The organism is Arthrobacter sp., from assembly GCF_048266065.1.
In the GTDB taxonomy this organism is placed as follows: domain Bacteria; phylum Actinomycetota; class Actinomycetes; order Actinomycetales; family Micrococcaceae; genus Arthrobacter_H.
In genome coordinates, this window is the sequence record NZ_JBLXAH010000005.1 from 21,962 (window position 1) to 34,528 (window position 12,567).

Sequence of the window (12,567 nt, forward strand, 5' to 3'; positions counted from 1 at the left end):
GCACGGGTATGAGCCGGGTAGCTGCTGTCCTGCGGGATGTGTCCATCTCCGCCGTGGTCGCCGGGTTCCTCTCGGCGCTCATCAACTTTGCCGGCCCGTTCTTGATCGTGCTCGAAGCAACCCGAGCGGCGGGCCTTGACGAAGCGCAAACAGCTTCCTGGGTGTGGGCGCTGTCGATCGGCAACGGCGTATGCAGCATCGTGCTCAGCCTCTTCACCCGCATCCCGGTCATCGTGGCCTGGTCGACGCCGGGAGCCGCGCTCCTCATCGCCTCCCTCGGCGGCTTCTCGTTCGCCGAGGCCGTCGGCGCATTCCTCGTGGCGTCGGTTGCTGCGGCGGTCGTGGGGTTCACAGGCTGGTTCGGGTGGTTGCTCTCCAAGGTGCCCGGCCCCGTGTTGCAGGCGTTGCTCGCTGGCATTCTGCTTCCCTTTGTCGTGACCGCAGCGGGAGCGTTCGCGAGCGCTCCGCTGATCGCGGGCAGCATCGTAGTCACGTTCTTTCTCGGCAAGCGTTTCTTCGACCGCTTCGCGGTACTGGCGGCGCTCGTCGCGGGCCTCGTTACCACCTGGGCCACCGGGTCGTTCCACGAAGTCACGCCCTCGCTCACCCTGGGTGGCCCGGTTTTCACAATGCCCGTCTTCACGCCCGCCGCGCTGGTGAGTGTCGCACTGCCGCTGTTCATCGTCACGATGGCGTCGCAGAACGCGCCCGGCCTCGCACTGCTGCACTCGCAGGGCTACAAGCCGAATGACCGTCTGCTCGTGGGCACGATCTCCGCAGTGTCGGCAGCCTTGGCACCGTTTGGCGCCCACGGCATCAACCTCGGCGCGATCACCGCCGCAATCGCGCTCGGCCCCGAATCCCACCCCGACCGCACCAAACGCTACATCGCTGGCCTCTCGGGTGGCCTCACCTATCTGCTGGTCGGCTCTTTCGGCGGCGTGCTGGTCGCCGGGTTCCAGGCGATCCCCAGCGAAACCGTCGCTGTCGTTGCCGCCGTCGCGCTGCTGGGTTCCGCGCTCACCGCGCTCACGGGTGCGATGAGCGGCGACACCCGCACGGGCATGGCCGCGATCACGACACTCGCGGTCACCATGTCGGGGGTCGTCATCTTCAGCGTGGGCGCAGCGTTCTGGGGTCTGCTCGCGGGCAGCGCCGTCTACCTCGCGCTCGCCCCGCGCCGGGAATACGCGCCGGGAAAGGAGGCCGTCACGACCTCATAGGCGAGCCTCCACCATCCCACTTCGAAGAGTCGGCGCGCACCACAGGACCTTTCCGCAGGACGCAGAAGCACCGGCTCTCCAAATCTCAAAACTGAAGGACACCCCAATGACTACCAAGATCGCACCTACCGTTCGTTTCCTCACACCCGCCGATGAGGATCAGTGGCGCGTCCTCTTCCGCGCCTACCGCGAGTTCTACAAGCTCGAAGAATCCGAAGAAGTCGTCTCCCGCGCGTGGGGCTGGCTCATGGATCCGACCCACGAATGCAAAGCACTCGTCGCCGAAGCCGACGGCGAGATCCTCGGCTTCGCACATCACCGCCGGTTCTCGTCGCCCTACACCGGCACGAGTCACATTTTCCTCGACGACCTCTTCACCGTTCCCGCCGCTCGCGGCCTCGGCGTCGGGCGGGCACTCATCGGACGCCTCACCGACATGGCCGCCGCAGAGGGGCACGCCGGGGTGCAGTGGATGACAGCGGAGGACAACCACCAGGCCCAGGCCCTCTACAACACCCTCGCCACCCGAACCGCCTGGGTGACCTACCACGCCGAGTCGACACGAAAGTGATGCGTCAACTTCGCCGAATCATCGCCATAGTCAGCACCGACGAGGAGCTCCCGTCATGATCTTGATCCCCGATCCCTGGTGACTCCCGGCGATTCTCGCCGCCGCGCTCCTCTTCGACGTTGTCGCCTCGATTCAGCCACCGAAGTTCATTCAAGACTGTCTCGACGGGGTCGGCTTGCCCCGAGACTGGTGGTGGGCACTGATCGTGATCAAGAATCTTGCAACCGTCGGCCTGACCGTCGGCATCTGGGAGCCGGGGATTGCCTTCGCGGCCAACGTCGGGATCGTGGTCTACTTCATCGCGGCGGCCGCCGCACACATCCGAGCGCGGTTCACCGGTCAATCTTTCTGGGTGAACTGCCTGGGCATGCTCACTCTTTCCTTCGCTGTGCTGATCTTCTCTTTCCTGTAATCGAATGGGCCCGTCGTCAAGTTCGCAGGGTACCTTGCAGTCCGCGTGCGAATTCGGTGAGCGCTTTCAGAGTCGCGATGGCGTAGGAGACGATCTGGCTCCGCAGGACACCGTCGATGTCGCGGGGCACGCCTTGGCGTGTAAGTACCCAGATCGCGCTGTTCTGAACGCCAACGTCGTCCCCGACGATGTGGCCGGAGACGGTGTTCCGTATGAGACGCAGAGTCTTGTTGAACTCTTTGTCATCCCTCATCTCGGACATCGCCTGCTTGAACGCGCCGACTGCTTCATCGAACTTCGCAATATCGAACAGATGGGCGCCGGTGTCATTGGGGAGACTCCGCATGGCCTTGGATACGGCATTGACCATTCGCCCGGCTGACTCTTCCGCCTCTTCGAGTGTCAGGGCAAGGAACTTCTCGGCGGTGAGCCGGTTCTGCGGGTCCGCGAGTAACGCACGGAGCATGACCCGCATGTCGAAGTCGACGGTGAGGATGAAGAACTGGAGCTGCGTGAAGCCGCGATAAATCTCGGAGTCTCGTTCGAGGCCAAGCTTGACGTTCTGAGCAGCCTGTTCCAGCACGCGCTCCTGCTCAGGCAGTATTGCGTCGAACCCCGCGATAATGTCCGCGGCACTGCCACCCGAACTCGCACTCATTCTCGTTCTCGCTCCCCGCGCCAATGTCGCTGTCGATATGTGCCTGCACTGCTGTTCCTCGCCTCGTCAGATGACGGGGTCGCGTTCCCAGTTTGGCGATCGCGGGAAGTCATCGTCTGAGCGCCACCCCGCTGCGTTCGCCCACGGTGATGCGCGGGGCACATCGAACGCGTCCCATCGCCATACGTCAGGATGACGTCGTTCGGTGCTCGTTGTCGGACGAGCCGCGTAACCGAGTGTCTGTCCCGCGGGGACGGTGTAGTGCCACCAGCAGCCAACCTGATCTTGGCCTACGGCGAATGAGTCGGGATCGAGGTTGTGTTTTCTGGCAACCTCTATGAGCGTCGTATGCACGTCGAACGGGCCGGGGCGAAGCAACACAGCGTTGAGGTACTCGGTGTCGAAGTCGTAGGCAAAGTTGAGCAACTCAGGGATGTGTCGATCATCGACCAGCCGACCAGACTCATCAAGTTCTCGCGAGCCCGCGACGGACTCTTCATGAAGCCTGCGCAGTCGAGCGCCGGCGTCGTCAGCAATACGCGGGAAATACTCGGCCAGCGCGGCGACGAGCACGATCGTCTTGGTCGAGTTCACCCGTGTCGCGTAGCCAAGGTCTCGGCCGTGTAGGACGCCGTGGCGCGAGACGAGGCCGAAGCTGCCGGACTCATCGACGTTCTCGGAAAAGACACGACGGACGACCGGCAGGTTCGCTTCAATCCCCGCCAGCGTCGCGTCATCAAGATAGGGGTCCGCGTTGGCCTTGGAGAAGAAGGACTGCCCGGTAAGATCGCGGCTCATCCCATCGATCTGCGCGAGGATGATTGGGATCGACGCCTCGTAGGCTCCCGCGAGATGATGCTGAATCGCCTTCTCGATGAGCGCGACACGATCCCAGATGACCTGCTTGAACGGGTAGTGAGAGTTTGACCACCGGCGTATCGGTGCCGCTGCATGCCGCAGAAGAACCTGATTGTCGGAGTTCCAGACCTCGGTGATCGCCTCATCAATGGCCGTAGGCCCAGCACCCTTCGCGGCGAGGTGTAGGACCCCGACTGTACCGGCCTGATGCCAGCGATCGCACATCGCCCACCCCAGCGGGGCAAACAGCGCGACCGCCTCGGCGATCTGAGCGACGGCGGGGTGCGCGACGACTCCGAGGCGTCGCGCCACCTCAGCCGCCAACTCGGCTTGCGTCATGTTTCATCCCTCCGCTCAACGGTCTCCCTCAAGGATGACAGGCCAATGCGTTCCGCCCCAGAGCCCGCGCCCGCGAGTCATCTGCCTGACACCGACGGTCCTTCTCCGACGCCTCGTACGATGGGACAGCTACTGCGCTCGACCGTGCTTCCGATCAATCAGATCGCCGCAGATGTGGGATGGCCAGATGCCGACTTCGCGGCCCGCCAGTTCCGACGGAGCCTAGGGGCAACGCCAGAGGCTTACCGGCAGTTCGTGTGTGGCGCCGGTTCGGACGACGCGGCGTAGCGGTGCCGCAGTGGTCTGTCAGACCGCTTGCTTGACCAGTTCGGTTCATGCTCGTCGTTCGGCGCGAACGGCCACGGCCTCCCGCACACGAGTACGGGCGAGCAGGATCAGGCTGATGGGTCCCATGATGACGAGCTTCATCGTGTTCCACAGGCAGAGGAGGACGAGGAGGTTGAGCCATCCGGGTCCGCCGTCTGCGATGAGGGTGGTGAAGGTGCTCGCGGCTAGGAGGTAGGGCACGGCGAGGAGCATCGCGGGGACTCCCCATTTGAGTCCTCGACGGGTGCGGATGGCGTCGAGGAGGATGTTGGTGGGCATGTAGCGGCGCAGGAATGCGCGGGTGTGGACGCTGAGGGTCCAAAGCTGGCGGATCATAACGGGGGTTACCTCTCACATGCACGACGGATCGTCGGAGGCGGTGCGTGTGTGAGTGGCCTAGCGGCCTGCCCCGAGGAGCGTCATATCAAGGAGAAATCCACCTCACCACCAGGATATGACGCACCAGCGACAATCGGAAGGGCAACCGATCACCGGCCCCGGCTCGCACCCTCGCGCCGCATCACCCGCGACGGAGCATCCTGACCGTCACTGCTAGCCAGGTCGCGGAGCCTCGCAAGTGCTGCTTTCGCCCGTGCCGCGTCGATCTTCTGCGCATCGCTATCGGGGGCGGGGCCGAGCGGAGTGCGTGTGGTGATGCCGTAGCGGTCGCGATACGCGGCGACGGTCCGTGCCTGCCGTTTCCACGCTGCCGCGGCTCTCGTCTCTGCCGGTGAGTCTCCGAGCGCGAGCGCCCATTCCTGCCGTTCGGCGATGGCCTGGTCGAGGACGGCTTCGACACGTTGCTGGATCAGCTCGCCCCGCTCAGTGAGGGCCTTCCGCATCTCGGAGCGCATGGGTCCGGTTGCTTCGGGGATGAGGCCGGCGATCAGACGGGGTGCCTTGCGGGTGCGACCGGAACCGGCAGGCCTCTCGGTGGCTCGGGCGAGGCGGTGGTGAAGGACGGAGGCGATGTCGTCGGCGTCACCGAAGCCGCGGGCTGCGACCAGCCGCGGCATGATCGCGTCGATGTCGTGGTGGTTCGCTTCCGCCCGCCGCAGTTCGGCGGTGAGTGCGCCGAATATATCGGAGTGGATCGTGTCTTCAGCTTCCTCTAGGGTGAGGCCGGATTCGCGGATGAGGGTGGCGAAGCGGTCGTGTTGGGCGGCTTGCGCGATCGTCTCGTACTCGGCCGCGAGCTGTCCCACTGACCCCCACGCTTCTTGTTCGGCGGTGATCGTCTCGTGTGCGGAGAGTTCCGCGCCGGTGTGCTGCAGGACCCCGTAGAGGATGCTCCGCGCGGTCGCATCAGGATCATCCGCGGGGTGCGGGGTGGTGTGGTTGTCGTCGGGCCGGTCGGTGGCGACGTAGACGAGGTTCGCGTGCCTTCCGCGGGTCATCGCGACATATAGGTTCTCCCGCGTCGTAGACGGGTCAACGAGCACATGAGAGGTGTCGGTGGTGATGCCTTGCGCCCTATGCGCGGTCACTGCGTATCCCAGATCGACGTGGTCGGAGATGTAGTCGGCGGGGAGGATCACGGTGCCGCGGCTGTTCGCGCGTCGGGCGGTGAGTGATCCGTCGTCGCGAATGTCAGTGACGGTCCAGCGGTCCCCGTTGCGCACCCAACCTCGCGGGGTGCGGAGCCGTCGGTCGTTTTTCCTTGTGATGATCGTGTCCCCGACCCCGGCGCGAGCATCTCCTTGGAGTTGGACTTCGCGGCGGGCGTTCACGGTCCCGTCGAGGATGAGGTCGGCGCGGGCGCGCTGGTTCAGGGCGTGGACGGATTCGTTCGAGTCCGCGATCAATACGGTTGAGGCCCCGGCGAGGGCGTCGGCGCGCCAGGCGGTGTAGGCGGCGTCGATCATTGCCTCGGTGTTCCCGCCGTTGATGCGGTCGTGGGCGGTGTAGGTGTCGATGGCTTCTGGGCGGCCGTGGCGGAGGTCGAGGGAGGTGGTCTTTTCCCAGTCGTTGACGAAGCGGTGAACGTCGAGCAGTTCAGGGGCGTCGTTGCGGTCATGGACGAGGAAGGAGAACGCGCCGCCGGCGGTGACTGATTGCAGTTGCGCCCAGTCACCCACCAACAGCACCTTCGCTCCCACCTCCACCGTGTGCGCAGTGAGTCGATCGAGCGAGAGGGTGCCGGCGAGGGAGGCTTCGTCCACGATCACAAGCTGCCCTCTGCGGAACGACGCGCCGGTGTTGTGGTGGTCTTGCCACCATTTCGCGGTGTTCTCCGTCCGGATACCGAGATCATCGGCGAGGACCTGCGCGGCAACCGCCGACGGTGCCAGCCCGACGACGCTGCCGCGCCCATGCTCCCTCTCCCACGCCGTGCGCAGGGCACGCATCGCTGTCGTCTTCCCGGCCCCGGCCGGACCAACGAGCACATCGACTACTCGCCCTGACACGGCCACCGCCGCGAGTGCTGAGGCCTGGTCTTCGCCGAGCATTCGTTCTTCATGGTCGGGGCGGGTGGTCACCTTCCCGATGACGTCGATGGGCACGGTTGGCGCGGTGAAAGTGCGGGCGCGCTCGAGGAGCCGGTCTTCGGCGGCGAGGAGTTCTTCTGATGTGTAGACCGTCGAGGCTTTCGGGCGGAATGCGCTCGTGCCATCAGGTCGGCGGAACACGGCGGGACTGGTCGTGAGTTCGGGCGGGGTCAGTCGCAGTGAGGCGGCTTCGGCGGCATCCACGACCATCCCGACGATGGCTTCACGATCCCTCGTGGTGGTGAAACGGTAGGGCATGGTCTGGCGGGCGGCTTCGGCGCTGAGGTTCCACCGCCGCCAGGTCGACCGCTTCTCCCCCACCGTCTCAACGACGCTTCGCCCGAGTTCCGCGATCACGTCCAGTGGCACATCGTCAGCACGCAGCAATAGCGGGGCGCCGTTCACAGTGACGGTGCGAGCCCAGGTGGTCGCGTCTTCACCGAGTAGGTGGGTCGCTCGTGCGCGCCACTCAGTGGTGAGGTCGGCCAGCGAGCGGACTTGCTTCTCGGGACGAGTTGCGAGCGTTGCCTGTGCACGTAGCTTGATGACTGTGGTCGGCGACGGCTGCCGTCCGTGACGTTCGACGTACTCGGCGATCAGTCTGTTCTTGTCTTGCTCGATCTGTCGCGAGCGCGACGAGAAATCGGCCACCAGTTTCTCTGGCACCGCCGAGATCGCCCACGCAGGGTTTCGGTCACGCCCCATCTCGCGAGCCTCCCATCCGACGCCGAAGGTGCGGGCGAGGTGGTCGGCGAACACGGCTTCGTGCAGTTCCGACAGTGCGACCGTTGCCGCGTGCAGAGGACGGCCGTCGAGGGACCGCCACTTTCCGTCGTGAGCGGTCTGCACCTTGTTCGAGATCACGACATGGGTATGCAGGTGGGGGTCACCGGCTCTGCTGTCGTAGTGGTCGAACGCGGTTGCGATCAGCCCGGTCACGTCTACCTGCGCAACCGCCCCGTTGCGTCCGACGGCGCCGACCCGGGTTGCGGCAACCTCGCGTTCCATGAACGCAACCATCTCCGCAACCGCCGCGTGATGGGCGTCAGCAATCAGGGATTGCGTGCCCGCGTCCGACACCGCCCACAGTACTGACGCGGACTTCGGAATCGAGAACGTGAAGTCGAACCCTGCAACCGCCTTCCGCGACCCCTTCGCCAACTCTTCCGTCTCGATTGCAGCGACCGCTTCTGCTCGTTCGGTCACGCCGAGGTCTCCGTCGAGGTTGGCGACGCGCTGCTGGATGCGCTCGCTAGCTGTCGGATAGTTCCGATACGCGGACCCGAGCGGATCGCCAGTCACAGGATCACGGCCCATGCCGACCAGGAGCTGGAGTTGAGTCTCGGTGACTTGATCACCCACCGTGATCGCACCACCGCCGAGAGCGGGCACGGCGGAGCCGAGCCAACGGCCGGGCGGGCTGCCTTTCTCCGCGTAGTAGCGAGTCAGAGGTGTTGAAAGGGCCCGATCCCCGTCGCCGGAGGCGACGGTGCGCAGCAGGTACTTGTAACCGTCCCCCGCGCTCATCACGCGCATCGAAACCGTCATGCTCGTAGGTGTTCGAGGCATACCCCGCGAAGATATCGCAAGGCCCGCATCACGTCGCCGATAAAGTCGGACTATGAAGACCCCGTCCGCACGCATCGTCCTGACAGTTGCTGCTGTCGTGGTCGCGGCGTTCGGGCTGTTCTCTGCAAGTGTCGCCATCTGGGGATCGTGGTGGCGGTTCTCCGATATGCCGACCGCCGAAGAATGGCAGGCCGTTTTTGGGGCATCGGCTCTCGTTGCACTGGGATTCGCGTGGTACCAGATTCGACAAGTCGATCAGTCGAACAAGGCATTGATCGCCTCGAACGAGTTGGCCCGCCAAGTCAACATTGAGGCCGTCAGGCCCAGGGTGCAGGTTGCCCTGGAAGCTAGTCGCTTCGTTCAGAAGGACCGTGGTGCAGCGGCGACGGGCACGCTCTACATCGCCGTGCGAAATATCGGAGTGAGTCCTGCAAGCGATGTTCGGCTAAACGTGAGTCCGCCATTCACGTCGCTAGAGAAGTTCTTCAAGCCCGGAATGATGGGCGAGCACTTCGCCGAGGTAAACGAGACCTTCAACGGTGAGGTGCACTTCCCGACGCTCAACCCGGGCAACTCCTACATATGGTTCCTCGGACGCGTGCCGGAGCTGTTCCAAGACGGTTCTGGGATCCCGCGTCGCTGGGAGGTCGAAACCGAGTACACGGGAACTGCATCTCCAGAACCATTCCGTGAGACGTTCGTTCTTGACCTCGATGTCGAGAAGCGCATCGAGTTGCCCGTCGACCCACTCGTGCGAATCGGCAAAGACATCGAGGTCGTCGGAAGCCACCTCAAAGCGATCAAGGGCGTTGTACCAAGAGAACTCACACTGAGCGATGAATCCGTCAAGGCCCTTAGTCGCAACCACGGGATACGATCCTCGGCTATCCGCGCTCGGCGAGCGCCTCCTTGGCTGCGAAGACGTCGTTAACACCTCAGTAGAGCGGCGAGCGCAACCCCTCAGCGATCTGCTCAGGCTGCAGACACGCTCTTTGTCTGTATCGACATAGATCCCGGTTGCCGCTGCAATTCGCAGGTCGACACGATCACTCCCGGGCTCAGCTACGAGCGTGTACTACGCGCCGGAGATCGTATAGCCGGAATGCTTCGCTCAAAGTCATGGTTGCCGCTGCAATGGCGGGGCCGACATCGTTGTCGAGGTCACCGCGGAGGCGCACGATCGAACCGCCCGATTCCTCGCGTACGAGCTCGTTTCGGTCAAGCCGCATGATGCCGAAGTGGTACTGCGCGTGGGCAGCCGCACTGCCTGATCGCCAGATCGCCTGCGTTGCACCGACTAGGAGGTCGTCATCTACGCCGTGCATGTGATGCGCCACCCAATCGATCGCTCCAGTCTGATGGAATCGCATTTTCGTGACGTCCTCTTGCACTCCGAGCGCAGTAGCGACCTTCTGTAGGTTGGCTTGCCGCTCGCGTAGCTGCTCCAGAAGCCCGGTGCGAGCCTCCTCGGGTTTGCCCTCTGGGATCTGCATGTCGCGGAACGATGTGAGCTGAACACGGAGGTCGTCGGCACGAAGCCTCAGCGCCCTCCCGCGACGTTCTTGCCGTGTTGGCGGCGCGAGGACCCACACAGCGTTCACGGCCGCGACGAAAGCGGTCCGCGCAACGGTCATGTAGGCACTCGGGTACATCGTGCTTGTTGCTCGCATGGCGTTGATCGCGAAATCCAGGTGCTCGGAGGAGATGCACATCGAATACCACACGGGGTTCTCAACGCTTAATCCCTCGACTGAATCGGCTCCGAGCGAGCTTCCCGTCTCAGAGGACATTGGGTTCTCCGCACGCCTACGCCAAGCATCGACCACTTCCGAGATGCGGTCCAGACGCCTGAGCCATTCGTTGCCTTCGGTCGGTTGAGGCTGCTGTCTGGGGCGCCGCTTCGTCATAGCCGCACTTTATCTCCGTTCGCAGGTCGCCCTTCGCGACCGGTCAACCTCGCTTGCAAGACGCGTGACAACCCGTTTGAGCGAACCGCGAAGGGGTCAGACGAGCGAACTTTTGGGCGCGGCACGCGGGGGCGTGGCGAGCGGCCTGGGCGTAGGCCGGTGGGGCCGACCGTGCACCTCGTTTGTGACCAGCTCGGAGCAGCATCACGGCTCCGAGGATCACCGACCCAGGAGGCTCGCCGATGGCAAATATGGTTCCAAGCGACCCGGCCGCGCCGCTACGCGTCGGGTCGCTGTTCTCTGGCTACGGCGGACTCGATCTCGCCGTCGAGGAAGTGTTCGGGGCGAAAACGATCTGGTTCTCTGAGATAAACGAACCCATTGCCCGCGTCTTCTTCCACCACTGGCCCGACGCCCCCAACCTCGGCGACATCACCACCATCAACTGGAACACTGTCCCGCCGGTGGACATCCTCTGCGGCGGGTTCCCCTGCCAAGACGTATCCACGGTCGGGAAGATGGCCGGCCTGAAACTCGGCACTCGATCCGGACTCTGGGCGCACATGGCAGCAGCGATCGACGTTCTGCAACCGGAACGGGTGGTGATCGAGAACGTGCGCGGGCTGCTATCTGCACCCGCGATCCGCGCGATTCCCGAAGGAGACAACGATGAGCAGCGCAACCCCAAAGACGCAACCCCCAGCGACGCAGCCTCTCGCAGTGTGGAATCCGATTCGTGGCATTTGGGAGAAACCGCAACTCGACCTCTTCGGGCAGCGGGAGCAGTTTTGGGAGACCTGGCCGACCTCCGGTATGACGCGCAATGGATCGGTTTACCCGCTTCCGCTATCGGCGCACCTCATCCCCGATACCGGGTCTTCATCCTCGCCCACCGCGCTGTTCCGGACCCCACTCGCGTCGGACGCGTCTCGGGGCGGGGAGACCCTGCAACAGGTGAAAGCACGGCGGGGCACGATCGCTCTGAGCCATCAGATTATCGACCTCGCCCTCCACGGACCACACGGATACCCGCGCACCCAGGAGCCCGAGAGCCTGTGGTCGTTGATCGGGCAGCTCTTCGACGCTGGGGACGATACGCCGAAGCCGTGACCAGATGGGAGCGAATCACTGGCCGCTCCGCTCCGTCACCGGCGCTTCTGAGCGACAAGACCGGTCCGCGTCCGGCGCCCCCGTTCGTCGAATGGGGCTACCGGCCGGATGGGTGACCGATGCGTGTCATGGGCTGACCGCCAACCAACAACTTGCGTCGCTCGGGAACGGTGTTCTCCCGAGGCAAGCTGTCGCGGCTTTGGGAACGGCCCGGAAGATGCTCAACTTCTGAGATACACCAGCACTGTGAGGACCTGCTTGTTGCCAGCATGCTCACCGACGCGGAGCATGGCGAAGCTGCTGCCGATATCGCGCTCGATCCGTACGCGAGAGCCAAGGGATTGGGAACGATCAGCGGCTCCGGCTGCCCCCTGCGGCGCGGTGCTCGGGCGTCGGATGTGCCCGGTAAACGGGGGCGTTAGTGTTGGGAATGCGTTAGCGAACCGCGGTGATCTGCCGGTTTGCTGCATGGGCTCCGTATGGCGCTCTCGCGGCGGTCCCGTGAGCGGGTGAGCATCAGTGCATGTCTCGTGTAAGTCCCACAGCTGGCCGGTCGCGACAGCCCAGCGGTTCCCGGTTGCCGCGACCCGTGCGCTGGGGATCCGTTTGTCACACTGTCGCGCGTCACGGTGTGGGGACGTCCCGCCTGGTCGTGTATTCGCCGGTGTCGTCGGAGCGTGAACGGTTCTGGGCACGGTTGGCGAGTGCTTTCGTGCCGGCGGCCCTGAGGATGGGTCTGCTGCTGTGGCTTGTGCTTATCGCAGTTGGCGCGTCTCCTGAGGCGTCGGCGGTCGGGATCGTGCTGGTGGGGGTGTCGGCCGGAGTGTTCCTTTGGTGGAAGGCACGTCCGCTTCGTGGACGGGTGGCAATGGCGTGGTCAAGCCGATTCGTGTTCTGGCCTCGTCGTGATGATGAGGATCGTGAAGAGATGATCACGACGCTGTCGTTGCTGATGGAGCGCGCCACAGAGGATCTTCGTCACGGGAGGATCACGCGAAGCGTGTACGACCGCGTGTGGATGGCCGTCTACGAGGAGACGCATGCACTGTCTCCCGCGCGAGATAAGTAAGCACGCGGATTCGCGCTGGGAGCTGGCGCCCGTGA

The 12,567-nt window shown here is 64.3% G+C and carries 11 protein-coding genes; 6 read left to right on the forward strand and 5 right to left on the reverse strand.

Going from position 1 to position 12,567, the window contains the following annotated elements; translation table 11 throughout:
- Nucleotides 1-38: 38 nt before the first annotated feature.
- From ACN0TP_RS09355 to ACN0TP_RS09365, 3 genes are all read left to right on the forward strand, one after another.
- Entirely contained in the window at nt 39-1,223 is a 1,185-nt protein-coding gene (locus tag ACN0TP_RS09355) for a benzoate/H(+) symporter BenE family transporter (protein WP_417218585.1), read from the forward strand.
- A gap of 106 nt (nt 1,224-1,329) precedes the next feature.
- Complete coding sequence (locus ACN0TP_RS09360) at nt 1,330-1,794, forward strand: GNAT family N-acetyltransferase (protein ID WP_417218586.1); 465 nt, start codon at nt 1,330-1,332, stop codon at nt 1,792-1,794.
- A 91-nt stretch (nt 1,795-1,885) separates the two neighbouring features.
- Nucleotides 1,886-2,206: a DoxX family protein gene (locus tag ACN0TP_RS09365; protein ID WP_417218846.1), complete on the forward strand. Its 321-nt coding sequence runs from the start codon at nt 1,886-1,888 to the stop codon at nt 2,204-2,206.
- A gap of 16 nt (nt 2,207-2,222) precedes the next feature.
- Here the strand turns inward: ACN0TP_RS09365 and ACN0TP_RS09370 are convergent, their stop codons facing one another.
- The 4 genes from ACN0TP_RS09370 to mobF form a co-directional block, all read right to left on the reverse strand.
- Nucleotides 2,223-2,864 carry a hypothetical protein gene (locus ACN0TP_RS09370; protein ID WP_417218587.1) on the reverse strand — a complete coding sequence of 214 codons (642 nt, stop codon included), beginning with the start codon at nt 2,862-2,864 and terminating at the stop codon, nt 2,223-2,225.
- 66 nt (nt 2,865-2,930) lie between these two features.
- Nucleotides 2,931-4,061, reverse strand: coding sequence for a hypothetical protein (locus tag ACN0TP_RS09375; RefSeq protein WP_417218588.1), 1,131 nt, complete (start codon nt 4,059-4,061; stop codon nt 2,931-2,933).
- Between the two features lie 333 nt (nt 4,062-4,394).
- Entirely contained in the window at nt 4,395-4,724 is a 330-nt protein-coding gene (locus ACN0TP_RS09380) for a hypothetical protein (RefSeq protein WP_417218589.1), read from the reverse strand.
- Nucleotides 4,725-4,876: 152 nt separating this feature from the next.
- Nucleotides 4,877-8,425 carry a MobF family relaxase gene (gene mobF, locus ACN0TP_RS09385; RefSeq protein ID WP_417218590.1) on the reverse strand — a complete coding sequence of 1,183 codons (3,549 nt, stop codon included), beginning with the start codon at nt 8,423-8,425 and terminating at the stop codon, nt 4,877-4,879.
- A 73-nt stretch (nt 8,426-8,498) separates the two neighbouring features.
- On the opposite strand from mobF, the gene ACN0TP_RS09390 reads away from it, so the two are divergent.
- A complete protein-coding gene (locus tag ACN0TP_RS09390) occupies nt 8,499-9,377 on the forward strand; it encodes a hypothetical protein (protein WP_417218591.1) in 879 nt (292 codons plus the stop codon).
- A gap of 127 nt (nt 9,378-9,504) precedes the next feature.
- Here ACN0TP_RS09390 and ACN0TP_RS09395 read toward each other — a convergent pair whose 3' ends face one another.
- Entirely contained in the window at nt 9,505-10,353 is an 849-nt protein-coding gene (locus ACN0TP_RS09395; protein ID WP_417218592.1) for a hypothetical protein, read from the reverse strand.
- A gap of 242 nt (nt 10,354-10,595) precedes the next feature.
- Here ACN0TP_RS09395 and ACN0TP_RS09400 point away from each other — a divergent pair, with 242 nt between their 5' ends.
- Together ACN0TP_RS09400 and ACN0TP_RS09405 are read left to right on the forward strand one after the other, a co-directional pair.
- The gene (locus ACN0TP_RS09400; protein ID WP_417218593.1) at nt 10,596-11,579 is read left to right on the forward strand and encodes a DNA cytosine methyltransferase; all 984 of its coding nucleotides are present in this window, start codon (nt 10,596-10,598) and stop codon (nt 11,577-11,579) included.
- Nucleotides 11,580-11,986: 407 nt separating this feature from the next.
- Entirely contained in the window at nt 11,987-12,532 is a 546-nt protein-coding gene (locus tag ACN0TP_RS09405) for a DUF6611 family protein (protein ID WP_417218594.1), read from the forward strand.
- Nucleotides 12,533-12,567 lie beyond the last annotated feature (35 nt).

Excerpts from the sequence above, each read along its gene's own strand:
- ACN0TP_RS09380 (WP_417218589.1), bottom strand. The coding sequence starts at position 4,724 with ATGATCCGCCAGCTTTGGACCCTCAGCGTCCACACCCGCGCATTCCTG.
- ACN0TP_RS09395 (WP_417218592.1), bottom strand. The coding sequence starts at position 10,353 with ATGACGAAGCGGCGCCCCAGACAGCAGCCTCAACCGACCGAAGGCAAC.
- ACN0TP_RS09375 (WP_417218588.1), bottom strand. The coding sequence starts at position 4,061 with ATGACGCAAGCCGAGTTGGCGGCTGAGGTGGCGCGACGCCTCGGAGTC.
- ACN0TP_RS09390 (WP_417218591.1), top strand. The coding sequence starts at position 8,499 with ATGAAGACCCCGTCCGCACGCATCGTCCTGACAGTTGCTGCTGTCGTG.
- ACN0TP_RS09360 (WP_417218586.1), top strand. The coding sequence starts at position 1,330 with ATGACTACCAAGATCGCACCTACCGTTCGTTTCCTCACACCCGCCGAT.
- ACN0TP_RS09400 (WP_417218593.1), top strand. The coding sequence starts at position 10,596 with ATGGCAAATATGGTTCCAAGCGACCCGGCCGCGCCGCTACGCGTCGGG.
- mobF (WP_417218590.1), bottom strand. The coding sequence starts at position 8,425 with ATGACGGTTTCGATGCGCGTGATGAGCGCGGGGGACGGTTACAAGTAC.
- ACN0TP_RS09370 (WP_417218587.1), bottom strand. The coding sequence starts at position 2,864 with ATGAGTGCGAGTTCGGGTGGCAGTGCCGCGGACATTATCGCGGGGTTC.
- ACN0TP_RS09405 (WP_417218594.1), top strand. The coding sequence starts at position 11,987 with ATGTCTCGTGTAAGTCCCACAGCTGGCCGGTCGCGACAGCCCAGCGGT.